A 24,897-nucleotide genomic window follows, 5' to 3' on the forward strand; every position below is an offset into this window, starting at 1 on the left:
CTTTCTTATCAACGGCGATAAAAATAAAAAACCTCTCCAGAAAAGAGAGGTTTCATCGCACAATAGTAGGGACTACTCCTCTCTTATCTTCCAAAACAATTGCTTGTTTTGCAGGATTTAGCACCAATTCCATTCGGAACGGTTGCTGGGCGTCATCGGGCCAGTCCCTCTGCCACTCTTGATAAGAGATCGTAATTATTTTATTTTCTTTGATAAGGTATAAAGGTAATTTTATATTCTATTAGCAAAATGTCAATAGTGTTTTCTAAATATTTTTGAAACATGGGACTCGCTTTGGACCGTTTATTTTCCATTTGCCCTGATTTACTTTCCAAATTCCCAGATTTACATTCCATTTCAATGGGTTTATTTTCGGATTCAACCTATTTACTTTCCAAATTCCCTCATTTATTTTCCAACTTCCACTTCCTGTAAAAATGGCCCATTCAAGATGCCACTATTACTACCGGTGTGTTGGAGAGTTCTGCCTGCTCCAAAGGAAGCAGCAGAACCGTCCCCATGCTCTAAAATGGTATAGTAAAAAAAGGGGGGGTGCAGCGGATGAAACGTTTTTGGGGGAAGTTGACTCTTAAGGGGCAAGTGATGCTGTTTTCGAGTCTGGTTGTTTTGCTGTCGCTTATGACACTTAGTCTTTTCATGGGGTATAAGCTGGCCAGCCAGACAAAAGATTCCTTGGCTGAGCAGGTTAAGATGAGTGCGAGCCATCTTGCTCATAACCCGCTGGTCCGGGATGCGCTGATGGCGGGGGAGACCAACCAGACATTGATGAATGTGGTCGAGGAGATCAGGACGGAAAGTGACCTTCTTTATATCGTTGTGATGGATAATAATAAAATTCGGTTTACTCACCCTGTCCCCGAGCGGATTGGCCGAACCTTTGTCGGGACAGATGCCGGCCGGGTATTTGAAGGGGAAACGTATGTCTCGGAAAATGTGGGGACACTGGGCCGTTCGATGCGCGCTTTCCATCCGGTCTCGGATGATGAAGGGAATCAAATCGGAGCTGTTTCTGTCGGGATTTCGACCGATAAAATTGCGGCCGCCGTTTTCAATCAGCAATTGATCCTGATTTTGGTGACAGCCATCTCTTTGATCATTGGCCTGGTTGGCGCCTGGCTATTGGCCAATAAAATCAAAAAAACATTGAACGGAATGGAGCCAAAAGAAATTGCCCTGGCGATCCAGGAACGGGATTCGATGCTTGAAAGTGTTGATGACGGAATTTTAGCCATCAATAATCAGGGCGAGGTGCTGCTGGTCAATCAGACAGCCAAGCAATTTCTGAGGCGAACCGGTTACCAGGGTGAATTTGAACGCACCCCGGTCCAGCTGATTTGGCCGGAGCTGAAGCTGCAGGCCACCTCCGCTTTTTACAATCAGGCTGTCAAAAAAGGGGACGTCGAGACCGTCGTCACGTGTGTTCCGATGTATGTCAACGAGCAGTGTGTCGGGGCGCTGGCTACGTTTAAGGAACGCAGCCATCTGAACGAGATGATGAGGCAGCTTGCCGGCGCAGAGGTGTATGCCCGCAGCTTAAGAAGTGAGACGCATGAATTCATGAATAAACTCCACATCATCCAGGCGATGGTCGAAACAGAATCGTATCTGGAATTACAGGACTATATTGAAGACCTGTCCGAGCGCTACCATCTAAAAACGGCGAGTGCGGCCAGCGATGTCGCGAAGCTTGTCGAAGATGTGAGCATCGCCCACTTTTTAACGAAAAAAATCAGCTGGATGGAACAGATGGGTGTGAGAGTCCATCTCCAGAGCGGGATTCCCTGGCCAAGCATGAATGCGAATCTCATTGATGTCTGGGTCACAGTGATTGGAAACACGTTTGAAAATGCGTGGGAAGCGATGCAGCATAAGGACGATAAGCAGCTGACGCTCACCTTAAAGCAGGCCGGGGGTGTCCTTCGGTATGTGATTGAAGATAACGGAATAGGCTTCTCCGCAAACGAACCCGATTTTAAAAGCACAAAAAGGGGCGATCATGGCTACGGCCTGGATAATATTAAAAAGAAACTTCAGCCTCTTAATGGAACGCTGGACATTTTATCGGAAAAAGAGAGAGGCACCATTATTACGGTGCATATCCCCTATACAGAAAGGAGTACACAAAATGATTAAAGATGCTGGAACCCGTCCTCCTGTTTCGCAGATTAAGGTTGCCATGGTGGAAGATGATTTGGATGTGTGCAAATTCCACCGCTTGTTTTTGAACAAAGTGGATGGCTTTGAACTGGTCTGTGAAGCCCATACGATTGAAGACGGATTAAAACAGGTACAGCAACATCAGCCTGATCTGCTGCTGCTTGATGTTTATATTGGCAACAGGAATGGGCTTGATTTGCTGCGGCAAATCCGGGCGGAAGGGAAGAATGTCGATGTGATTTTGATTACGTCGGCCAATGATGCCCATACCGTCCAGACGGGGCACCGCTATGGTGTCATCGATTATCTGATCAAACCCTTTTCGTTTGCGCGCTTTCAGGAAGCCCTGAACCGGTATCGCGCCAACAGGATACAAACCAACCAAACCTTTTCCCAGCAGGAGTTGGACCGCCTGCTGCATAAAGGCGGCCAAAACCAGGTCTATACACTTCCAAAGGGAATTACAAAGGAAACGGCATTGCGGATCCTTGCCTGTTTAATAGACGCGAATGACTGGCTTACGGCCAATGAACTTTCGGAAAGGTGCTCGATTTCCCATGTGTCCCTAAGGAAGTATATCCGCTTTTTTGAAGGTGAAAAATTAATTCAGACCGAGCTGATTTACCAAAGTTCCGGCCGTCCTTTCCAAAAATATAAAGCCGTGCCGGAGTCCTCCCATTTTTTAAAAGCTAGTTTCATTTAGTTAAAAAAGCTGGACGTAATTGCCTCAATATTTAAAAATTATAAAGTAAACGTTTTCACAAAAAGCTCACAAATTTTTAAAAAGGGGTGGTTACGATGAAACAGAGTTTTTCCCTTACCTGGGATAAAATGTGGCAGCAGCACAGCAAAACAAAAGATGCTCTCAATGTGTTCGCTTATGCCAAAAAAGGCAGCGGCGCCTTGAAGGAAGAGGCTGCAGAATATGATGGACCAGCGGAAAAAACCGTTAAAATGAGACCTAAAAAGGACAAACCCTCCTATACAAGAGGACAATTGATTGGATTACTATTAGGGCCGCTATTATTTGCTCTTACTCTTCTATTCTTCCATCCGGATAATCTGTCAATGGAAGGAAAGTATGCCCTTGCGATTACGCTATGGGTTGCGACCTGGTGGATTACGGAGGCGATTCCGATTCCGGTCACCTCCTTGCTGCCGATTGTTTTATTTCCTTTAACAGGCACAATGGAAGGCTCCGCTGTCGTTTCTTCTTACGGAAATGATATTATTTTCTTATTTTTAGGCGGTTTCTTCATTGCCACAGCGATGGAAAAATGGGATCTGCATCGAAGGATCGCGCTTTTCATCATCGCGGTCATCGGCTCTAGCACACAGCGAATCATGCTTGGATTCATGCTGGCGACCGGATTTTTATCGATGTGGGTTTCGAATACGGCCGCTGTTATGATGATGGTGCCGATGGCCTTGGCGATTACTGCTCAAGTGGCGGAAACGCTGAAAGGCAAGGACCGTGCAGAGCTGCCCAAGTTTGAAAAATCGATGCTGTTTGGTGTCGGGTACGCCGGAACCATTGGCGGGTTTGCTACGCTGATTGGGACTCCTCCGACCATCATTTTTGCCGGGCAAGTCAGGGAATTATTTGGCGCAGAAGTATCATTTGCTTCATGGATGTTGTTTGCCGCTCCGCTCATGCTGATCGTTCTTCTTTTGACTTGGTTTTATTTGGTCAAAGTAGCTTTTAAAGTAGGTTTCAAACAGCTTCCTGGCGGTAAAGAACTCATTCAAAAGGAACGCCAAAAGCTCGGGAAGATGTCATATGAAGAAGGAATTGTCGCAGCCGTGTTTGTTTTCGCTGCCTTCATGTGGATCACAAAGGACTTTTTCTGGCGCGGCGAAGAAGCGATGATTATGGAGTTGTCGGGAATTTCTGACGGGATGATTGCCATGGTCGCTACCATCCTCTTGTTCCTGATTCCCGGAAGAGCGAGTGCGCGCGTTTTGGAATGGGCTGACTCCAAGGATATCCCTTGGGGAGTGCTGTTGCTGTTTGGCGGCGGGCTCGCGATTGCGGCTGCTTTCCAATCAACCGGACTGTCTGCCTATTTAGGGGAGCAGCTGACCGTACTGGATGGACTTCATATGCTCCTGATTATTGGCGGTGCCACTTTGTTAATCATGGGATTGACAGAGATTACATCCAATACAGCGACAGCGACGATGATCATGCCAATCCTGGGCTCCCTGGCCGTTGCCCTGGACATTCACCCGTTTGCCATCATGGCTTCCTGTGCCATTGCCGCAAACTGTGCCTTCATGCTGCCAGTTGGAACGCCGCCAAATGCCATCATTTTCGGAACAGGGAAAATCAAAATCATCGAAATGGTCCGGACAGGCTTCTGGCTGAACGTATTCTCAACCATTTTAATCGTCCTGTTCGCCTACTACTACCTGCCAATCGTGTTTAATATTGATCTGAGTGTATTCCCGGAGAACTTTAAGTGAGGCATGGGGACGGTTGTCGTGCATCAAATTGAGGGTGAAGCAGAGGGACGGTTCTCGTGCTTCATTCCGGGAAGAAAGGCTGTTTGATTCTATCGTTTTTAGAATCAAGCAGTCTTTTTTTGCTTAAGTTTCGGAGAAAAAGAGGAAGTGTATGCGAATAACCGGGAAAAACCAGCCTGAACCAGGGGAGACTTACTTGGACAGGCTGGTTTTTGTTTGGCAAACCCGCTGATTGCATCCATTTTTGCGGGAATTGCATCATTCACGGGGATAATTGCATCAAATATTGCCGGAATTGCATCAATTATCCTCGTTATTTGAAAAACCTGTGTCCAGGTTGTGACAACAGCTTTCCTGCTACATGCAACCGCAACGATTATGCATCAACAATCCTGATATAAGCATCAATGCTTGCAGGATATGTATCAAAAAATGGGAGATATCATTCAATTATCACGTTTTTCCCTAAACCTGTGACAAACGGAGTGTCAACCTTTATTAAAAAAGTGCCCACAAGGGAGCACGCCGTCCAGTTTGGACCCTGTGTTCATAAGTGATGCCCGAGAACCGTCCCCATACTTACGTTATTTTAATGCGGGGTTCATCCTGCCTTTACATTCTTGTTTTACAATTCATTTAGTATGTGAACAAAATGGATTGGGGGAATTGGGATGAAAAGGAATTTGTTGGCGGGTTGTTTATCGCTTGCGATGGCTGCCACATTTGTCGTCCAGCCGTCTGCGGCGGGGGCTGAAAAGCTGAAGGAAGGGGAGAAATTCGAACTGACGATTCTCCAGACAAATGACATTCACGGTCATTTGGATGACCTTTTCACACGGGAGGATGGCAGCGTCCATCATAATTCGATTGCGAAATATGCAACGGTTATTGAAGAGGTTCACGATGAAGAGGAGAATGTGCTTCTTGTCGATGGCGGGGATGTCTTCTTGCGCGGCGAGTTTCAGGCCGGTCAGGGAGAGTTGGAGACTTCTATTTTAAAAGAGCTGGGTTATGATTCCATGGTGCTCGGAAACAATGACTTCCGTGTCTATCCTGCGGGCGAGGGCAATCCGGACAGCCTTTACCAGCAATTAAAGGATTACCATCGGAACGTTAATTTTCAAATCCTTGCTGGCAATGTCGTTGACAGGGAAACAGGAAAGTACATACAAAATGTGAAACCTTGGAATGGATTCACTTTCGGCGGCGTTAAAGTCGGCATAGTTGGCATCACATCGATGAAGCCTGAACTCCGCGGCTGGAATGACGTTGCAGGCCTCGATTTTATCGAACCAGTCCAAGCGTTGAAAGGATTGCTTCCGGAAGTGAGTGAAAAGGCGGATGTCAACGTCGTCCTTTCTCATGCCGGAAATGATGAAGACCACAAGCTGGCCCGGGTTCCCGGAGTTTCAGCGGTGATCGGCGCAGATACACACAAAATCATTGAAACACCTGAATACGAATTCAACGGTGAGGTGATGGTGCCAATTACTCAGGCCGGGGGAGAACAGGAACATTATTTGGGCCGCCTGGATTTAACTTTTGAAGTTATAAACGGCAAAATGAAACTGATCCAATCAGATGGATTCCTGTACGATGTCACAAATGTTCCGGCAGATCCGGAGATACAAGCGATGATTGATGATTATCGTGCGGAGATGAGTGTGCAATAAACCATAATAAAAGAGATGACGGCAAAGCGAGGTTGGACGCTTTGCCGTTTTTTTTGACTAAAACATGAGAACGGTTCTGCTGCTTCTTTTAAAAATAAAGCAGCAGAATCGTCCCCCTGCCTCGCTAAAGTTCTGAGAGATTATGCCGATATTAGGGTTATGAGAGTTATAGGATCGGAGTGATTGGGTTGAGAATTGGCGGATTGGCTTCCGGCATGGATATAGATAGTTTGGTTTCAAATCTGATGAAGGCTGAAAGGATGCCTTTGGATAAATTGACGCAGCAGAAGCAGTGGATGGAATGGCAAAAGGATGGCTATCGCGACATTAACCTGATGCTGACCGAATTGAGGACAAGTGCCTCGAATCTGCGTCTGCAGTCGTCTTTTAATGCGTACAGCATCACTTCCTCGAATCCGGATATCGCGACGGCCACGGCAACCGTGAATACGACCCCCGGCCATTATTCGGTCACCGTCAAGCAGCTGGCGGATTCGGCGAAACTTAATTCATCAAGCAGCCTTGGCAAAAAGTCGACCGACCTGGTTCCGGCGGGCTCTTTCACGCTTGCGACCGACAAAGGAAGTGCCACCATCACGACGGATGGGTCGGAAACTTACGAGTCGCTCGCGAAAAAGATGGCCGGTGCCGTCAATGCGAACGGCGAGTCATTGGGGATTCGGGCGAATTTTGATGATACCACTTCCCGTTTCTTCCTTTCCACGAAGGATATGGGGCCCAATACAAGGATTGAAATCTCCGGAGGACTGGCTGACCAGCTTATGGGCGGCACAGCAGGAGCCTACAGCGGGCAGGGAAAGGATGCCCAGCTGGACTTCAAGGGCAGCGACGGCGCCAGCATCCCCATCACCGGGTTATCTTCGAATGCAGTGACGATCAACGGGATGAATATCAATCTTTTAAAAGCGGATCCTGGCACAACGGTCACCTTTAATGTCCAAAGCGATACAGAGGCTGTATTCAACTCCATCAAGGGGTTCGTCGATAAATACAATGAGATCATTGGTAAAATTGAAACAAAGCTGACGGAGCCGCGTCACCGGGACTTTGCCCCATTGACGGATGAGCAGAAAGAAGCGATGTCAGAGAAAGAAATTGAGCTCTGGGAAGAAAAGGCAAAAAGCGGTTTGCTGAGGAACGAACCGATATTGCAAAACACCTTGAACAGCCTAAGGCGTGCCATCATGGACCCGGTTCAAGGCATTGCAAACGGTGAAATTCGCTTGCTGTCGGAAATCGGGATCAATACGGGGGACTACCGGGAAGGCGGAAAGCTGTTTATTGATGAAAACAAACTGAAAAAGGCCCTGATGGAGAGGCCGGATGAAGTGATGAATGTGTTTGCGAAAAATGACCCTGCCGGCCCTGGAATCGGGGACCGCATTTATAAGGAATTGCAAACCTCGATCAAGAGTCTTGGCGACCGTGCCGGCACGCCCGGAATGTTGGTGGATAACAGCATTCTGTCAAAGCGGCTCAGAGAGATGAATGAAGAGGTAGGCAATTGGCAGGAACGATTATTCAGGATTGAAGACCGGTACTGGAATCAGTTCTCCGCGATGGAAAAAGCAATCAACCAAATGAACCAGCAAAGTCTGTGGATGCAGCAGAACATGTTTGGCGGCATGTCATGAGTGAGGCACAAAAATTATTAACAAATCTTCTGCTGCTAACGGAAGAGATCATTCAGCAGGCAAATGCGATTCATCCCAGTATGAAGGAGAACGCCCCGAAGCAATTGGAACGCGTACAATCACTGCTGGACCAGCGCGAATGTGTTATTAAGGAGCTGGACGCCTTGCTAAAACTCCGCCGGAATGAAGATGGCGGGCAGCAGGCACTCCGCTGGAATGAAGACGAACAGCAGCAGATAAAAAGGCTGCAAACACTTGAGCGAACTCTGCAAGTAAAAATGGGCAGCCTGCACCAGTCTTTTTCGAAGCAGATGCATCGCATCCATGAAACGAAAAGTATGTCCAAAAAATATATCGCAGCTTATCAAACGATCGCCACCGATGGGTCGTTCATCGATAAGCGGAAGTAAATTTCAGGAGGATTTCCTACCATGATCAATCCTTATCAATCCTATCAGCAAAGTTCTGTGATGACCGCTTCGCCGCAGGAGCTGACCCTCATGCTTTACAATGGGTGCCTGAAGTTTATCAGGCTGGCTAAAAAGGCGATGGGAGCACAGAAATTCGAGGAGAAAAACACCAATATCCTCAAGGCGCAGAAAATTGTTCAAGAGCTTTATGTCACCCTGAATCCCGATATCGAAATGTCCAGCGGCATGGGACAGCTTTATGATTATATCCATCAAAGATTGGTGGACGCCAATATGCATAATGACCTGGCCGCCCTCGAGGAAGCAGAGGAGCTCATGCTGGAATTCCGTGACGTCTGGAAGCAAGCGATGGACCTTGTGAAACAGTAGCATTCCGCACAGGAAGCAACTGGTCTTAGAGGTCATTAAATTAAAAACTTATTTTACAACTATGAACGGAAAAGAGGGAATGGTGTGGATAAAACATCATTGTTAGGCATTATACTTGGGATTGTTGTACTGGTTGGCGGAATGGTTTTAAAAGGGTCGGACCCGGCCGCGCTAATCAATCCAGCCGCCCTTGTCATCATTTTTCTCGGAACAGTGGCGGCTGTGGCGATTGCTTTTCCGATGAACGAATTGAAGAAGGTACCTGTTTTGTTCAAGGTTATTTTTACCAATTCCAAAATAATGAGCATAAAGGAACTGATCCCCATTTTTACGGAATGGGCGAATCTCGCCAGGAAGGAAGGTCTTCTGGCGCTGGAGGATAGTGCCGAGGAAGTGGAGGACCCTTTCCTGCAAAGAGGATTGAAAATGGTCGTTGACGGCCAGTCGCCCGAGCTGGTCCGCGCGATGCTCGAGGAGGAGATCGCCGCCATGGAGGACCGCCATGAGCTTGGGGCAAAGATCTTCTCGCAGGCCGGTACCTATGCGCCGACATTGGGTGTTCTTGGCGCCGTGATGGGCCTTGTTTCCGCCCTGGGCCACCTCGAGGATGTCGCCTTGCTTGGGAAATCGATTTCGGCCGCGTTCATTGCCACGCTGTTCGGGATTTTCTCGGGCTATGTTTTATGGCATCCATTTGCCAATAAACTGAAGCGGAAGTCACAGGAGGAAGCGAGGATCAAGCAGATTATGGTGGAAGGGCTGATTGCTGTCCAGGAAGGCATTCCATCGCGGTTGGTGGAAGAGAAAATGCTGACCTACCTTCCGGCAAAGGACCGGGTTCTCGAAGCAGAAGCTGCAAGGGAAGGTGGACGGGTTGAAGCGTACTAAGAAGCATGAAGAACATGTCGATGAATCATGGCTGATTCCATATGCCGATATTCTGACGCTGCTGCTCGCATTGTTCATCGTCCTATTTGCCGCCAGCGAAGTGGATTCAAAAAAATTCGAAGCGATTGCCAAGTCGTTCAACTCTGCGATGGAAGGCGGGACAGGCGTCCTTGACTACAATTCGCCCGTGGAACACATCGATGAAACGGGGCAGATACCAAAGCAGGGAGAAGCCTCAACCGAGCAGAAGCCGGAGCATGAGGAATCGGAAATGACGCTGGAACAGGACCTTAAAGAGCTTGGGGAACTTCAGCAATCGATTGAAGGATACATTGAAGAAAAAGGGCTGTCGCCAAGGCTGCAGACCGAAATGACCGCACAGGGTTTACTGGTGACGATTACCGATGAAGTGCTATTTCGCTCGGGGGACGGGGATGTGACAAATGAGGCCAGGAAGCTGGCCGTGGAAATGTCCCATCTGCTCGTATCGGACCCGCCAAGGCAGATTGTGATTGAAGGGCACACGGATAACCGTCCAATCCGGACGGCGAAATACCCGTCGAACTGGGAGCTTAGCTCCGCCAGGGCGATCAATTTTATGAAAATCCTGATTGAAAATCCGAAACTGGATCCGAGGAAATTCAGTGCAACAGGGTATGGTGAATACCAGCCGGTCGATACGAACGACACACTGGAGGGCAGGGCGAAAAACCGCCGGGTGGAAGTGCTGATTTTACCGTATCAACAACAAAATGAATAGACAGAGGTGGCCTATGGGGAAATTGAACATCTTTCTTGCCATTACCGCAGTAGTGGTTATTGGCATGGGATCGGTCTTCTTTTTAGGGAAAGACGCATTTGGATTTGGAAGTGAAAAAAAGCCGTCAGTGGAAGACATTGTTGAGTTGAGCGTCGATACCGATGTTATCACCACGAACCTGGCCTCCAATAACTTTGCTGTTGTCCAGTTTAATATTTTGCTGGACAGCAAGGAAGCAAAGGCTGAGCTGGATATGAGAAAGCCTGAAGTGAGGGCGGCGGTGATTGCCATCCTTGCCGGTTTTACTAAAGACCAGCTGACAGGAAGGGAAGGGATCGCCAACCTGGAAGAGGAGCTGTACGCAAAGCTGGAGGCAATGGTCGAGTCGGGACGGGTTGAAAGAGTTTTAGTGACAGAATTCAAGGTGCAATAACGTAAAATGGGCTTAATATTTTACAGGTATTTGCCGATATATATAGAAACCGGGTGGTTTTAACATGCAGTCAGCCCAATTGGATAATTGCCTATACTGCGGAAGGTTATATATAAAAGAACATTCAGATTGCTGCCTGGATTGCTTCAAGGAAATGGAGCAGCAATTGCTCCGGGTAACAGACTTTTTAGCAAAAGATAAAAATGGTGATGTTACCGTTGAAATGATCAGCGAGAGTACGGATGTTTCCGTAAAACGAATTGCTGGTTTCATCCGTGACGGCCGCATTTACGCCGAGGATTTTCCTAATCTTGGATATCCGTGCGCCTATTGTGGTACATTGATTAAAAAGCAAATTCTTTGTCATAGCTGTTTTGAAGGTTTATCGCTTGAAATCGAGCATTCCATCCGAAAAGATGGAGTGGGCGTGAACCGGCAGACAGCCTATCGAGAGTCGCAATATTGGCGGTTAAAACAAGAAAAATAACAGCGTCCGCATGGTGGTGAGAGAATGAATATCGATAAATCGTCAGGCCCATTCTATATTCAGCCGTATCAAAAACAAACTCAAGTCTCGAAAGTGGAAAAAACAAAGCCAGTGCAAAACGAGGACCAGCTTCAAATTTCACAGCAGGCGAAAGAGATGTTTGAAAAGAAGGGTGCAGACCCGGCCAGACAGGAAAAAATCAAGGCATTGAAAGCCCAGATCCAGTCCGGGGAATATCAAGTCAGCCCGGAGCAAGTTGCGAATAAGGTCTATAAATTCTGGTTTGACAAATAGAGGATAAACAGGGGGAAGCCGGGTGGTTGAGTTCATCATTCAGTCTCTTGAAAAAATGATTATCACACAAAAACAGCTTATCAGCCTATCGGAACGGAAAAAAATGGCTTTGATTCAGCGGGATATGTCTGAACTGAATGTTATTGTCGGGGAAGAAGCCAGGCTGGTCAACCTATTCGGCGAATTGGAAAACCAGCGGCTTGAGCAGGCGGAACAGCTTTTGCAGGCACATCCGTCCCTAACCTTCGGCCAATTGGCACATGCCGTTCCTGACGAGTCTGGCGGAAAAAAGCTGCGGTCCCGCATCGATACATTAAAGGAGCTTATGGTCGAGCTGCAGGAAAAGAACAAGGTGAATGAGCTGTTGCTTAAAGATTCCTTGAATTTTGTCCAGCATATGATTGACCAGGTGGCCTATTCCGGACAGCGCCATTTCAATTATCAATCCCCGCTGAGTCCGCAAAAAACACAGGCGGGAAGCCGCGCTTTTTTTGACACGAAGGCATGAGGCCCATTGTAAATAGATAGCTTGATAGAGCGAAAAAGGAAGGGAAAAACATGGTTTCAACTTTTCATAGTTTAGAACTTGGAAAGCGCGGTTTATATGCCGGGCAGGCAGGGGTCACGACATCCGGCCACAATATGGCCAACGCCAATACAAAAGGCTATTCACGCCAGCAGGTGAATGTAACCGCGTCTCCTTCGCTCGATGTTTGGACAAGCGGCCAAGTGAACCCGGGCCAGCTTGGCTCCGGGGTGTCGCTGGATTCCATTACGCGTGTGCGGGACAGCTTTTTGGACAGGCAGTACCGGGAGCAATCGGCAGCGTTTGGAGAATGGTCCGTTCAGCAGGATGCCTTGGCCAAGCTCGAAACCATGGTGAACGAACCGAGTGAAACAGGACTGCGGGCCGCCATGGACCAGTTCTGGGGAGCGTGGGAGGATTTGGCCAATGAGCCCGACAGTCTGTCCGCACGCGCCGTCATCAAGGAAAGTGCACAGTCCCTCGTCGGGACGGCCCAGCATATGGACCGTTCCATGGGTCAGCTTAAAAATGATTTACAACAGCAAATAAATGCAAAAATTAATGACGCCAACGGTTATCTGGAGCTGATCGCCGACCTGAACCAAAGCATTAGGCGCACCGGCGTACAGGCGAACGATTTGCTCGACAAGCGCGATGTCTATGTAGAGGAGCTTTCGAAGCTTGTATCCATCAATGTTGTTGAGCGGGACGGGATGTACAGCATCAAATTAGCCTCTGATGGAACCTCCCTGGTGGAAGGGACGAACATTGGAACACTGCTTGATTCCCGGAGCAAACTGAGCAGCGGCAGCATCCTGGGCACATTCAAATCGATTGAAACCGTCGATTCCTACCAGCAAAAGCTGAACGATATGGTAAAGGGCCTTGTTTTTGGGGATATACAAGTGGAAATTCCCGGTGGCAGTGATTTGGCAGACGGGACAGTGGTTCCGGAAAGACAGACGATGCAGGTAACGGTAAAGGGCATCAATGGATTGCAGCAATTGGGCTGGTCCATGAGGGAGGATGCTAACGGGAATGTGCAGCCCGGAGCTCCGCTGTTTGTGGGAGATGAGGCCAATTTTACAATCTCGTCACTGGAAGTAAATCCGGCGATTGTCGCGGATATTCGGCTTATCGCTTCTTCACTGCGGTCCGAAGTGGTTAATGGCCAGCAAAAGGCCGTCACCGGAAATCGGCAGCTCGCCCAGCTGATGGGCGGCCTGAGGAACCACGATTTGAGTGTTAACGGCGAGTCCGGCAGCATCCATCAGTTTTATCAATCCATGGTCAGCGGGCTGGGGGCCGAGAGCCAGAGAGCAAGCCGGTTTGCTGCGAATCAGGAAGCTGCCCTGATGGCGACAGAAAACAGGCGCCAGTCTGTCACTGGAGTTTCCCTTGATGAGGAGATGGCCAACTTAATTAAGTACCAGCACGCTTATAATGCAGCTGCAAGAGTGGTCACGACAACAGACCAAATGCTTGATACGATCATTAATCGGATGGCAGCCCGTTAAGTTGCTGACTGGAGGTAAACCACAATGAGAATCACACAGCAAATGCTGCATCAAAGCTCAGTCCGCCATATGAATCAAAATTTAAGCCGGTTTGAAAAGATCGGCCAACAGGTATCCACCGGGAAGCTTCTTTCCTCCCCATCTGATGATCCAATCGGGGCAGGCAAGTCGATGAATCTTAAAAGCGCGATTGCGGCGAATCAGCAGTTTACGAGAAATATTGACACAGCTTCCATGTGGCTGGAGGAAACCGACCATGCTTTGAACCAAACGGTGAATGTTCTTCACAGGGTACGGGAACTGGCCGTCCAGGGTGGCAATGATGCGCTGTCCGGGCAGGACCGGGCCACTATTGCCGCAGAAGTCGAGCAGCTGGCAGGGCAGATTCGCGAAATCGCGAATACGAAGGTGAATGGAAAGTATGTGTTCAATGGGCAAAAAACGAATCAGCCGCCCTATCCTGAAGCTGATTCCTATAAGACAAATTCCTTTGATACCGGGGCGGTGGCCTTTTCGGTGGCAGATGGTGTCGTCATCAAGGCCAATGTGACGGCGGATGTGCTGTTTGGCAGTGCAGAGGATGATGCTAACCTGTTCCAATCCTTGGAAGAGCTTGCTGGGGCCCTCCGGGACGGCGGTGCCATCCCGCTTGGGAAACTGGATAAAGGGATGGACCGGCTCCTGACTGCCTGGGCGGAAACCGGCGCGGTGAAGGGGCGGGTGGAAGCTGTTGAAAACCGCCTGAAGGACAGCCATTTTCAATTGCAGTCGATGCTTTCCAAATTGGAGGATGTCGATTTTGCCGAGGCGATCACCAAGCTGAAAAGTGAAGAAGCTGTCTACCAGGCAAGTCTCGCGGTCACATCCAAAATGATTCAGTCCACACTGGTGGATTATCTGAGATAAATAGAAAAGATGGGCACTTCCCTTTTTACGGGAAGTGCTCTTTTTTCTGGGGAAACTCCTCGAATCAAAAGTGCCTGACCCCTATAGAATGGGGTCAGGCACCGTTTAGTATGTTAACACTTTACTGTGATGGGGGTCAGGCACCGTTCAGTACGTTAATCCTTTACTGTGATGGGGGTCAGGCACCGTTCAGTACGTTAATCCTTTACAGTAGTGGGGGTCAGGCACCTATACGATTTAATGCTAGTACTCGGTTTAAATGCTGATACCTGGTCGTTTTAATGCTAGTACTCGCATTATCTAATACCACTGCAGGTAAATTAAGATTAAAAAAGCCGCAAAATACCAAGAGTTATTAGCAAATTCCTCATTAAAGGTAGGCAAACCTCGCTCGATTCCTCTAAATGTTCTTTTTACCACGCACTTATCTATTTCCTAAACCATAAAAAGCCGCCCGACCCTTAATTTTACCCCCTGATTGTATTTACAAGTCCCATCATGTCATCACCAAAGGAAATGGCCCGCCCCTGGGACTGGATTAACCGCTGTGTGGCGACCAGCTCGGTCATTTCTTCCGCCATGTCCACATTTGAAGCTTCCAGTGCGCCTTGCTTCACTGTAATCGACCCGTCATTTCCTTGTGCCAGGTTGATCACTTGCAGAGTTCCGCTGGCGATCTGTTCTGCCTCATTCCCGGGAAGTTGAAACAGGTTGCTCCCTGCCTTTTCCAGGAGACCTGGCCGGTTCACTTTGGCAACACTGAATTGGAATTCGGCCGCAGGTTTGGCTGGGTCCTTAAAGGTCACCTGAATCGTTCCGTTCGCATCCGCCTTGATCGTGTCATAGTCTCCGTCAAAGATAATCGGCTGATTATTGCTGCCAAGCACCGAATCCCCTGATGAAGTGGTCAGGCGAACCTGGTCCGAATTCAGGACTGGCTGCAATTGAAAGGAGCCGGCCCTTGTATATCGAACACCACCTCCAGCATCCACCCGGAAAAAGCCGGAACTCCCCTCAATCATAAAATCAAGAGGCCGGTCCGTTGCCAGGCCGGAGCCCTGTTCGGACCGGAGAATGGTTTGCGCCATTTTTGCTCCTGAGCCGACACGGAGTCCAAGCGGCGTATTCCGGCCGAGTTCGTGCTGCGGACCCGCCTGTCTTTCAATGGAGTGGACAAGGGTGTCGGAAAAGCTGGCTTCCCTGCGTTTGTAGCCGGTGGTATTGACATTGGAAATATTATTGGCAATGGTATCGATCTTTTTTTGCAGCTCGCGCATTGTGGTCGCTGCCGAATGGAATTGAATGCTCATTTTAATGTGCCTCCTCTTAAACCCGGCCAATTTCGTTAACCGTTTTTTCCATGCTGCGGTCATAAGCCTGAATTACCTTTTGGTTCGACTCGAATCCGCGGTACGTGGTGATCATTTCCGTCATCGTCTGGGTGATATCGACGTTTGACTGTTCAATAAATCCCTGCTTCACCCAATTGCCGGCATTATTTAGGAACTCCACGTCCTCAGCTGCCTGCGGTCCGTCTTCCGGATTGCCGGCCCATCGCAAAAGTCCATGCCCTTCCTTTACCATTTGCTCCGGTTGCTCTGTATATCCAATCCACAGCCGGCCATTGCCCTGCCCGTCCGATGACAGTTCGCCGTCTGCTGATACAGTAAATTCATTTGATTGAACCTGAATGGGCTGCAGGTTTTGATCCAAGACAGGATGCCCTTCGCTTGTTGTCAGCAAGCCGTCCTCGCTCATGGCAAACTGCCCGTTCCTGGTATAGCGGATTTGGTTGTCATCCAATGCGACGGCAAACAACAGTGTACCTTTTTCCTGTGTCTCCGGATTGACCGGCAGGGATTCATCCAGAAGAGCGAGGTCTGTTGTATTTCCCGTTTGCTTTAACGGACCTGGGATAAAAGAAGGAGTTCCTTCCTGGACATAGACGCCCGTATGAAGGGTGCCGATGTATGGGTGCCCCGGGAGAGCGGCCGCCCCATTGCCTGAAGAGCCTCCGTTTGCAGCCCGAAGCAGCTGTGCCGGAAAGGCGCGCAAAGCTGTCTGGTCCTGTTTAAAGCCTGGTGTGCTGGCATTTTCCAGGTTATTGGTTAATATCTGCTGCTTTCGGTTATGGGCCATCATGCCGGATGTGGCGGTATACAGACCTCGAAACATTTCATTTCTCTCCTTCGACAAAATCTTCTATCGTTTCTATCGGCAAGTTTTAAAATTTGTTTAATGGAAAAAAATGGGCTCATTGGAAATATATTTGATATTTAATAGGTAATTACACCTGTTACATTTTGATTAAAAAAAGTTTACAATTCTATTTGTCAATGATAACCTTGATTTAGTAATATTGTCGAATTATGGCGAAAATGTCGAATTTGACTAGTTCATAACCAAATAGTTTATCGTCACGATAATGGCAAACTCATTCGAAAGATGAGGACGCAAAGCCACGGGCCTTCATTCACATGAATATGGCAGCCGGGTTGCCGAAAGATGGTAGGATGATTCTGTCAATCCACCCTTTTTCGGGGTGGATTTTTTTAATGGAAAAATAAAAAAGGAGTCAAATGGATGAACCTGTTTCCCCAATCGTTTCAAGTACTGGAGAGATCTTTGTCAGCCGCTGCATTACAGCAGAAAGTCACCGCTTCCAATATCGCCAATGTGGATACCCCAGATTACAAGAGTAAAAGGGTCGACTTCCAGGAGGTATTGAACGATGCCATCAGCCATCGGGCGATTCACAGTTATAAAACGAATTCCAGGCATTTACCTTTCAACAGTGAAGTTTCATCTTTCAACCCTGCCATAAAAACAAATTATGGAACCAAATTCAAATCGAATGGCAATAACGTGGATATGGACTACGAAATGGCCGAGCTGGCGAAAAACCAGTTATGGTATAACGCGCTGACCGATCGGGTGAATGGCCATTTCAACAATCTGCGTATGGTCATCAATGAAGGGAGGTAAAGGATTTGGGTTTGTTTAACGGAATGAATATCAGCGCTTCAGGCTTAACAGCCAACCGCTTGCGGATGGATGTTGTCTCTTCCAATATTGCGAATGCCAATACCACGCGTGCACAGCTGGTGAATGGTGAGTGGGTGCCTTATCGCCGAAAGTCTGTTGAATTGACACAAAGCGCCTTTGGACAGCAGCTGCAGACCGCGCTGAACAGAGGCAATGGAAAGGTCTCGGGAGTTACCGTTTCAAGAATAGAGGAAGACCGGACCCCCTTTCAGCTTTCCTATGATCCAACGAATCCGGAAGCGGATGAAGATGGCTATGTGCGCCTGCCTAATGTCGACCCCATCAAGGAAATGGTCGACCTGATTTCCGCAACACGTTCCTACGAAGCGAACGTTACCGCATTGAATGCCTCGAAAAGCATGTTCATGAAAGCATTGGAAATTGGAAAATAACGCATCGTTTGAGTAAAAAATGAAGCAGGAGAACCGTCCCCCTGCTTCAGAGGAGGTTATTTTATGAATAGTATTAGCCAGGTTCAGGCTCCGCTTTTTGGGAATCAGCCTATCGCTCCATCACGGCCGGAGAGTAAGGGAGAGGGTTTTGGGGAGCTGTTGAAAAGTGCGCTGCAGGAAGTGAATGCCGCCCAGAAGGAGTCTCAGCAGAAAACCACCCAGTTGGCATTGGGGGAAGGCACGGATATTCATGATGTGATGATCGCATCACAGAAGTCGAGCTTATCTCTGCAGCTGACCATCCAAATGCGCAATAAAGCCGTGGAAGCCTATCAAGAGATTATGAGAATGCAAGTTTGATTCCCATGATTAAGGTGATGACGAGATGAATGAAAGAATAACAAGATATAAAAATAAAACGCTGGAGACATGGGGCAGTTTCCCGGGCAAGACCAGATGGCTGGTGGCGGGAACCTTTGTCCTTACGCTTGGGCTCCTGATTGTAATGGTGTACATGTCTTCGAAGCCTAATCTATCGCCACTTTATTCGGGATTATCTCCTTCCGAGGCCGGGGAAATCAAAAGTGCCATTGAGGAACGGGGGATAGTGGCGGAAGTCAGTGCTGACGGGACGGCCATCTCTGTACCGAAGGAAGAAGTGGCCAACCTGAAGGTCGCGCTTGCCGCGGAAGGAATCCCGAAAAGCGGGAATGTGAATTACAGTATTTTTAGTGAAAATATGGGGATGGGCATGACAGACCGCCAATTTGATGTTGTCGAACGGGATGCCATGCAGAATGAATTGGCGTTCCTGGTCAAGCAAATTGCCGGAGTTAATGATGCCAATGTCATGATTACCCTTCCAAAAGAAAATATTTGGATTACGGACGAGGAACAAGCGGCAACCGCGTCTGTTGTCATAAAAGGCGATCCGGCCTTCCAGCTGGACCAGAAGCAGGTTAACGGGCTTTATCATCTGATCAGCAAGAGCGTTCCGAATCTGCCGACAGACCAGATTGTCATCATGGACCAAAGCGGCCGCACCTATGACCTGCAGGAAGGGAACCCGATTGATACGGCACTTGGTGTTTATCAGCAGCAGCGCGAAATTCGCAAGGATATCGAGGAGGATATCCAGCGCGAGCTGCAGCAGATGCTTGGGCTGATTCTTGGCCGTGACAAGGTCGTTGTTTCGGTTATGGCCAGTGTGGATTTTACGAAGGAAAAACGGGAAGAGCAGCTTGTCGAGCCGGTCACTGACGACAATCAGGGGATTGAGATCAGTGTCGAGCGAATCAGGGAGAGCTACTCAAGCGAAGGCGGAGCGAACGGGGCAACCGGGACCGGCACCAATCCGGATATTCCCAATTATGAGGGAGTGGACGGGGCTGGAAACAGCGAATCGGAACGGACCGAAGACAGGATCAACCGGGAAGTCAACCGGATTAACCGCCAAATCGAGCTGAGTCCCTACGTGATTGATGACCTTACCGTCAATGTAGGCGTCGAACCGCCGGAGCCAGGAAACCCGGTAAGCTTGACGCAGCAGACCGTCGGCGATATCCGAAACCTGCTGACGAATGTGGTCTCAAACTCCCTGAGCATGAATGGCGCCTTGCTATCGGAAGAAGAGCTGGACAGCCGGATTTCTGTTTTTGCAACAGAATTCCAGGGAAAAGCCATTGCAGCTGAACAAGAGGCTGACACAGGCCTCCTTAACGAGGTATCGAGCAATGTCCTTCTTGTGGCCGGCGTCGTGCTTGCCGCCATCCTCCTGATTGTGGTCATCGCGATCTTAGTGCGCAGAAGGAAACGAAAGCAGGAGGAAGAGTTCTTTTTCGATTTGCTGGAAGAACCTGTGGCACAAGCCGCACAGGCTGAAAAAGAAGAGATTGATTTATCAGAGTTTACATCAAGAGCAAATCCAAAACGGAAGACAATTGAGAAGCTGGCAAAGGAACGGCCTGAAGACTTTGCCAAATTGCTGCGCTCATGGATGTCCCAGGATTAGGAGAGGTGCTTATGGCTATACGTGAACGAGAGTTGAATGGCATTCAGAAAGTGGCCGTGCTGCTAGTCGAGCTGGGCCCTGAAGTCTCTGTCGAGTTGTTCAAGCAATTGACCGAACAGGAAATCGATCATTTAACAATGGAAATCGCCAATGTCCGCAAAATCAAAAGCAGCCAAACCAATCAGGTTTTGAATGAATTTTATGAAATGATCCTGGCCCAGGACTTCATGAATGAAGGCGGCCTGGATTATGCAAAGGAAATCCTTGAAAAAGCACTGGGAAAAGATAAGGCTATCGAAACAATCGGCCGTCTCACCTCCCGTTTGCAGGTGAAACCGTTTGGTTTTGCGAGGCGGGCGGATCCGAAGCAAATATTGAGCATCCTCCAGCAGGAAAATGCCCAGACCATTGCCCTTGTCCTGTCGTATCTGGATTCCCGGCAATCATCACAAATCCTTTCCCAGCTGCCTCCCGAAAAGCAGACGGAAGTGGCAAGAAGGATTGCCCTAATGGAAAGCACTTCGCCGGAGGTCATCCATCAGGTAGAGCAAATACTTGAGCGCAAGCTTTCCGCTACCGGCACCCGTGACTATACATCGACTGGCGGCGTGGAAGCCATCGTGCAGGTACTGAGCAAGGTTGACCGCGGTACGGAAAAATCGATCCTTACCGAGCTGGAGCTGGATAATCCAAAGCTCGTGGAAGAAATCAAAAAGCGGATGTTTGTCTTTGAGGACATCGTCTACCTTGACCCTCGCTCGATTCAGCGGGTTCTCCGCGAAATAGAGGATCAGGATCTGACTTACTCCTTAAAAGCGGCAAGCGACGAGGTGAAAAATGTCCTCTACCGCAATATGTCCACAAGAAGGGCCGAGGCTCTCCGCGAGGAAATCGACTTTATGGGCCCTGTGAAATTAAAAGATGTCGAAGACGCACAGGCTCGCATCGTGACCATGATTCGCAGCCTGGAGGAAAAAGGGGAAATCATCTTATCCAGGGGCGGAGGGGATGATGTGATTGTCTAACATCCTTCGCATCAATCAGCTTCCGCATCGCGAGCCATTAACCATTGCTGCCAGGAAAATCGAGGTCAAGCGTGAAAAATCCGATCATCTGGCTGCCCTTGAACAAATCGATGATCCCATTAAACAGAGACAGCATCTGCAAATGGAAATCGCCGCCTTGAAAGAGCAGTACGGCCAATTGCACGACCAGATGGAAAAAGAACAGGAATTGGCCAGGTCCGAAATTGAAAGCTGGCGGCTCACGCAGCAGCAAGAAGCGGAATCACACGCCAAAAGGCTGGCGGAAGAGGCCGAGGCACAAGGCTTCCAATCGGGATATGAACAAGGAATGCTTCAGGCAGAAGCAGAATATCAGCAAAAACAGCTCCAGATGCAGGAACTGCTTGAAATGGCGTATGTAGAAAGAAAAAAAATCATCCAGGACTCTGAACCTTTCCTTTTGTCGCTTAGCGTAAAAATCGCCGAGAAAGTGATCAAAGGAGAGCTGACGCAGCATTCCGGGCAATTGCTCAACATGGTGAAACAATCATTGAAGCAGGTCGAAGAGAAGGAAAATGTGATCATTCAGACTTCTCCGGAAGATTACAAAAGGCTTTTACCCTCTCTTGATGAGTTTAAAACCTATATCGGGCAAAATACCGAAATAAAATTAATTCCTGTTGCCAATTTTACAAAAGGCGGCTGCATCATCCAAACAGCGGGCGGCTCCTATGACGTCTCCGTTAGAAGCCAGCTTGATGAAATAAAGCAGCAATTGCTAGCTTATTGTGAGGAGAAGAGGAATCATGATGCTGGAGAAAGATGAGTACCTTGCCTTGCTAGAGGAAATTCAGCCGGTTAAAAAACACGGGAAAGTGACCCAGGTCATTGGGTTGACGATCGAATCAAAAGGTCCGAATGCCAAAATAGGCGAACTTTGCCTGTTGTATCCAGGCGAAAAGGAACGGCCTATTGAAGCAGAGGTTGTCGGCTTCAGGGAAAACAGGGTGTTGCTGATGCCCTTAAGGGACCTGGCGCGGATTGGACCGGGATGCCTCGTCATCGCCACCGGTGTTCCGCTGCAAATAAAAGTGGGACCGTCCATCCTTGGGCAGGTTCTTGACGGAACCGGAAATCCCTTGGATGAAAGCCCGCTTCCAAAAGGGTTGAAGAACTACTCCACCAATAATCATCCGCCCAACCCGTTAACAAGGCCAAGGATCGCCAAGCCATTGGAAGTAGGTGTACGGGCGATCGACGGGCTGCTGACCGTCGGGCAAGGGCAGCGGATTGGCGTCTTTGCCGGCAGCGGCGTCGGCAAAAGTACGCTGATGGGTATGATTGCACGCAATACCGAAGCCGATATCAATGTGATCGCACTGGTTGGCGAACGGGGCAGGGAAGTCCGTGATTTCATCGAACGGGATTTGGGTCCCGAAGGCTTGAAGCGTTCCGTGCTCGTAGTGGCTACTTCCGACCAGCCGCCGCTTCAGCGGATAAAGGCCGCCCTGACAGCAACAGCCATTGCCGAGTATTTCCGTGACCAGGGCAAAAACGTGATGCTGATGATGGACTCGGTCACACGGTTTGCCATGGCCCAGCGGGAAGTCGGCCTGGCCGTTGGCGAGCCCCCTACGAGCAAGGGATATACACCGAGTGTGTTTGCTCTGCTTCCAAAGCTCCTGGAACGGTCGGGAACATCGAGGCACGGATCGATTACCGCCTTTTATACCGTGCTCGTAGACGGAGACGACATGAATGAACCGATTGCCGATGCGGTTCGGGGAATCCTTGATGGACATATTGTCCTGGATCGGAAAATTGCCCAAAAGGGACAATTTCCGGCCATCAACATTTTGGCCAGCGTGAGCCGGGTGATGCATGATATTGTCCCGGACGAGCATCAAAAGGCAGCTGTCCATTTTAAAAAACTGCTGGCATCCTATGAGGCCTCAGAGGACCTGATCAATATCGGCGCCTATAAGAGCGGCACAAACAAGGAAATAGACGATGCGATTCGTGTTTATCCGCTTATTAAAAAATTCCTGCAGCAGGATATCTATGAAAATACCAGGTTTGATGAAAATATCGAGCAATTAATTACGAATTTCAGAGGTTGAAGATGGCAAAATTCATTTATCCATTCCAGAAAATCCTGGACTATAAAGAAAATGAAAAGGAATTTGCACAGATTCAAATGGCTCAAGCCATTAGCATGCAAAAGGAGAGCCTCCGCAAAATCCAGGAAATCTATCAAAAAATCATCGAAGCTGAGAATAAAAAAAATCAGAGACAGCAAGATGGCGTCAATATTTTTGAACTAAGGATGCATGAAATTTATATCAATCAGCTGAAAGAACAGCTGATGTCGGCCGAGCGCGAACTTGAGCAGATGGAAAGCCATGTCGCCCAAACACAGGGTCATCTGCAGGTCAAAGTCCAGGAAGAAAAAACCTGGAGCAACTTGAAAAAACAAAAATTGAGCCAGTTTGAACATCATGCGAAAGCAGCGGAACAGGCTTATTTTGACGAGTTGGCCGCCAGCAGGTTTTACCGTGCATCTGCTGGGGAAAGAGGGTGAGCTTTATCGACGCACTAAGTCTCTCTTTCAAGGCGCCCGTCCGCCAGGAGCACAAATCTATCACACCCGTAACGGATGTCCATCCTAGCGAAGATTCCGCTTTCTCCAGGCTGTTCCATGTCGTTTCTTCCGGCCGGCAAAAGGCCGGGGGAGAAAATCAGCAGGGTGAAATGCTGGTGAAAATTGAAGAAGCGCTGAAAGCCATACAAGCACTGCCTAAAGAAACGCTGTCGTCCGAAGAGATGGAAATCCTAGCTTCAATGCTGCAGATGTTCGCGCAGCAAGCATCTGCCAACATGGGCAGCCTGCAGGAAAATCAGCAGCCAGGTTCTGTTTCTCAACAAACGGAAAAGCTTCCGAACGGGTTATCTGCTATAAATTTCGAACAGGATGTCCCTTTTATGGGGGCAGATGAAAAAAAACTTTCTATGCCGCTTCATGATTCGGAACAGGGGAAAAGCGTGATCGCTCTTGTGAAGGAATTAGAACAGCAGCAGGCGGGAAAACCGCTTCAAGGAGAATCATCACAAAAGCTGCTTCAGCAATTAAACAGCCTTTTGGAAGAAATGACACAGGTGACCGAACAAGGTGAGATAGATCGGGAACCTTTGAAAATAGAATCGTCCCTTCCATTGACCGGAGGACAGAAGGAGAGCGGAAACATCCTTGATCAGGCTACCCCTCAACCGGGGAATGGCGGGAATCAATCAGAACCGCTTTCGGGGCAGACGAACAGCGCGCCTTTAACGGGAATGCTCCTGAACAACGTCCAGGAAAGCCCTGCTGCCCCTAAAGCTGAAAACAGCCAGCAGACTTCGGCTGTCCGTTTCAGCCATTTGATTGAAGACCTTGGCGACATCTTCAGGGGAACGATTCGCCTGCAGTCGAATTCCGAAGCAGCGCAAATGAGGGTGAATATTTTTCCGGAGCATCTGGGGCATCTCGATATTGTGCTGACTTCATCGGAAGGCAAGGTGACGGCGCAAATTTTCACGGCCAGTCTTGCCGCGAAGGAAGCACTGGACCTTCAAATCAGCCAGTTAAGGAATGCGCTCATACAGCAGGGTGTTTCCGTTGAAAAAATTGAAGTTGCCCACCAGCAGTCACACCAGTCCTTTGGCGAGCAGCATGCCCATCACGACCAGCGTTCTTCACAGCAGCAAAGACAGGGTGTTTCCCAGCGCAGCGGCTATTTCCCGCTGGAAGAGGAATCACCTGTTGAACACCCTCATTACGCCGCTGGATCTGTGCAGGTGGATTATACCGTTTAATGAAAGGAGA

26 protein-coding genes and 2 riboswitches are annotated in these 24,897 nt (G+C 48.7%); of the genes, 24 read left to right on the forward strand and 2 right to left on the reverse strand.

All coding sequences use genetic code 11. The annotated features are described in order from the left end of the window. Positions 1-80: 80 nt before the first annotated feature. Positions 81-188: riboswitch (SAM riboswitch) on the reverse strand. A gap of 373 nt (positions 189-561) precedes the next feature. From WQ57_RS06425 to flgL, 15 genes are all read left to right on the forward strand, one after another. Continuing rightward, positions 562-2,154, forward strand: a complete 1,593-nt coding sequence (locus WQ57_RS06425; protein ID WP_046522910.1) for an ATP-binding protein — start codon at positions 562-564, stop codon at positions 2,152-2,154. Continuing rightward, positions 2,147-2,881 carry a response regulator gene (locus WQ57_RS06430; RefSeq protein WP_052948657.1) on the forward strand — a complete coding sequence of 245 codons (735 nt, stop codon included), beginning with the start codon at positions 2,147-2,149 and terminating at the stop codon, positions 2,879-2,881. Before WQ57_RS06425 ends, WQ57_RS06430 begins: the two co-directional genes overlap by 8 nt. Positions 2,882-2,976: 95 nt before the next feature. Beyond that, positions 2,977-4,644 (forward strand): SLC13 family permease, encoded by a 1,668-nt coding sequence (locus WQ57_RS06435; RefSeq protein ID WP_046522911.1) that lies wholly within the window; start codon positions 2,977-2,979, stop codon positions 4,642-4,644. A gap of 671 nt (positions 4,645-5,315) precedes the next feature. Further along, positions 5,316-6,317, forward strand: a complete 1,002-nt coding sequence (locus WQ57_RS06440; protein ID WP_046522912.1) for a bifunctional metallophosphatase/5'-nucleotidase — start codon at positions 5,316-5,318, stop codon at positions 6,315-6,317. A 179-nt stretch (positions 6,318-6,496) separates the two neighbouring features. Next, positions 6,497-7,972 carry a flagellar filament capping protein FliD gene (gene fliD / locus WQ57_RS06445; RefSeq protein ID WP_420912382.1) on the forward strand — a complete coding sequence of 492 codons (1,476 nt, stop codon included), beginning with the start codon at positions 6,497-6,499 and terminating at the stop codon, positions 7,970-7,972. Continuing rightward, the gene (locus WQ57_RS06450) at positions 7,969-8,382 is read left to right on the forward strand and encodes a hypothetical protein (protein ID WP_046522914.1); all 414 of its coding nucleotides are present in this window, start codon (positions 7,969-7,971) and stop codon (positions 8,380-8,382) included. The genes fliD and WQ57_RS06450 overlap by 4 nt, the downstream gene beginning before the upstream one ends. A 21-nt stretch (positions 8,383-8,403) precedes the next feature. Further along, positions 8,404-8,772: a flagellar export chaperone FliS gene (gene fliS / locus WQ57_RS06455; protein ID WP_046522915.1), complete on the forward strand. Its 369-nt coding sequence runs from the start codon at positions 8,404-8,406 to the stop codon at positions 8,770-8,772. 84 nt (positions 8,773-8,856) lie between these two features. Further along, on the forward strand, positions 8,857-9,660 hold the full coding sequence (motA, locus tag WQ57_RS06460; protein WP_046522916.1) for a flagellar motor stator protein MotA: 804 nt from the start codon (positions 8,857-8,859) through the stop codon (positions 9,658-9,660). Then, positions 9,638-10,420 carry a flagellar motor protein MotB gene (gene motB / locus WQ57_RS06465; RefSeq protein WP_420912383.1) on the forward strand — a complete coding sequence of 261 codons (783 nt, stop codon included), beginning with the start codon at positions 9,638-9,640 and terminating at the stop codon, positions 10,418-10,420. Before motA ends, motB begins: the two co-directional genes overlap by 23 nt. 13 nt (positions 10,421-10,433) lie before the next feature. Continuing rightward, the gene (locus WQ57_RS06470; protein WP_046522918.1) at positions 10,434-10,853 is read left to right on the forward strand and encodes a flagellar basal body-associated FliL family protein; all 420 of its coding nucleotides are present in this window, start codon (positions 10,434-10,436) and stop codon (positions 10,851-10,853) included. Positions 10,854-10,917: 64 nt separating this feature from the next. Beyond that, positions 10,918-11,340, forward strand: coding sequence for a flagellar protein (locus WQ57_RS06475; RefSeq protein ID WP_046522919.1), 423 nt, complete (start codon positions 10,918-10,920; stop codon positions 11,338-11,340). Positions 11,341-11,364: 24 nt separating this feature from the next. Then, on the forward strand, positions 11,365-11,634 hold the full coding sequence (flgM, locus tag WQ57_RS06480; RefSeq protein WP_046522920.1) for a flagellar biosynthesis anti-sigma factor FlgM: 270 nt from the start codon (positions 11,365-11,367) through the stop codon (positions 11,632-11,634). 22 nt (positions 11,635-11,656) lie between these two features. Then, on the forward strand, positions 11,657-12,142 hold the full coding sequence (locus tag WQ57_RS06485) for a flagellar protein FlgN (protein WP_046522921.1): 486 nt from the start codon (positions 11,657-11,659) through the stop codon (positions 12,140-12,142). A 50-nt stretch (positions 12,143-12,192) separates the two neighbouring features. Then, positions 12,193-13,677, forward strand: coding sequence for a flagellar hook-associated protein FlgK (gene flgK / locus WQ57_RS06490; RefSeq protein WP_046522922.1), 1,485 nt, complete (start codon positions 12,193-12,195; stop codon positions 13,675-13,677). A gap of 24 nt (positions 13,678-13,701) precedes the next feature. After that, on the forward strand, positions 13,702-14,583 hold the full coding sequence (flgL, locus tag WQ57_RS06495; protein ID WP_046522923.1) for a flagellar hook-associated protein FlgL: 882 nt from the start codon (positions 13,702-13,704) through the stop codon (positions 14,581-14,583). A gap of 467 nt (positions 14,584-15,050) precedes the next feature. Here the strand turns inward: flgL and WQ57_RS06500 are convergent, their stop codons facing one another. Together WQ57_RS06500 and WQ57_RS06505 are read right to left on the reverse strand one after the other, a co-directional pair. Further along, complete coding sequence (locus WQ57_RS06500) at positions 15,051-15,893, reverse strand: flagellar hook-basal body protein (RefSeq protein WP_046522924.1); 843 nt, start codon at positions 15,891-15,893, stop codon at positions 15,051-15,053. A gap of 16 nt (positions 15,894-15,909) precedes the next feature. After that, complete coding sequence (locus tag WQ57_RS06505) at positions 15,910-16,758, reverse strand: flagellar hook-basal body protein (RefSeq protein ID WP_046522925.1); 849 nt, start codon at positions 16,756-16,758, stop codon at positions 15,910-15,912. A 242-nt stretch (positions 16,759-17,000) separates the two neighbouring features. After that, positions 17,001-17,086: riboswitch (cyclic di-GMP riboswitch) on the forward strand. 80 nt (positions 17,087-17,166) lie between these two features. Here WQ57_RS06505 and flgB point away from each other — a divergent pair. The 9 genes from flgB (at position 17,167) to WQ57_RS25655 (ending at position 24,887) form a co-directional block, all read left to right on the forward strand. After that, positions 17,167-17,568 (forward strand): flagellar basal body rod protein FlgB, encoded by a 402-nt coding sequence (flgB, locus tag WQ57_RS06510; RefSeq protein ID WP_046522926.1) that lies wholly within the window; start codon positions 17,167-17,169, stop codon positions 17,566-17,568. A 5-nt stretch (positions 17,569-17,573) separates the two neighbouring features. After that, positions 17,574-18,020 carry a flagellar basal body rod protein FlgC gene (gene flgC, locus WQ57_RS06515; RefSeq protein ID WP_046522927.1) on the forward strand — a complete coding sequence of 149 codons (447 nt, stop codon included), beginning with the start codon at positions 17,574-17,576 and terminating at the stop codon, positions 18,018-18,020. 63 nt (positions 18,021-18,083) lie between these two features. Beyond that, positions 18,084-18,380, forward strand: coding sequence for a flagellar hook-basal body complex protein FliE (gene fliE, locus WQ57_RS06520; protein ID WP_046522928.1), 297 nt, complete (start codon positions 18,084-18,086; stop codon positions 18,378-18,380). Between the two features lie 25 nt (positions 18,381-18,405). Further along, positions 18,406-20,031 (forward strand): flagellar basal-body MS-ring/collar protein FliF, encoded by a 1,626-nt coding sequence (fliF, locus tag WQ57_RS06525; RefSeq protein WP_046522929.1) that lies wholly within the window; start codon positions 18,406-18,408, stop codon positions 20,029-20,031. Positions 20,032-20,042: 11 nt separating this feature from the next. Next, on the forward strand, positions 20,043-21,056 hold the full coding sequence (fliG, locus tag WQ57_RS06530; RefSeq protein WP_046522930.1) for a flagellar motor switch protein FliG: 1,014 nt from the start codon (positions 20,043-20,045) through the stop codon (positions 21,054-21,056). Further along, positions 21,049-21,861 (forward strand): FliH/SctL family protein, encoded by an 813-nt coding sequence (locus WQ57_RS06535; RefSeq protein ID WP_046522931.1) that lies wholly within the window; start codon positions 21,049-21,051, stop codon positions 21,859-21,861. Before fliG ends, WQ57_RS06535 begins: the two co-directional genes overlap by 8 nt. Next, a complete protein-coding gene (fliI, locus tag WQ57_RS06540; RefSeq protein ID WP_046522932.1) occupies positions 21,842-23,155 on the forward strand; it encodes a flagellar protein export ATPase FliI in 1,314 nt (437 codons plus the stop codon). Before WQ57_RS06535 ends, fliI begins: the two co-directional genes overlap by 20 nt. 2 nt (positions 23,156-23,157) lie before the next feature. Next, positions 23,158-23,616: a flagellar export protein FliJ gene (gene fliJ, locus WQ57_RS06545; protein WP_046522933.1), complete on the forward strand. Its 459-nt coding sequence runs from the start codon at positions 23,158-23,160 to the stop codon at positions 23,614-23,616. Next, on the forward strand, positions 23,613-24,887 hold the full coding sequence (locus WQ57_RS25655) for a flagellar hook-length control protein FliK (RefSeq protein ID WP_052948658.1): 1,275 nt from the start codon (positions 23,613-23,615) through the stop codon (positions 24,885-24,887). Before fliJ ends, WQ57_RS25655 begins: the two co-directional genes overlap by 4 nt. Positions 24,888-24,897: the final 10 nt, after the last annotated feature.

The organism is Mesobacillus campisalis (genome assembly GCF_000986785.1).
GTDB classification, from domain to species: domain Bacteria; phylum Bacillota; class Bacilli; order Bacillales; family Cytobacillaceae; genus Mesobacillus_B; species Mesobacillus_B campisalis.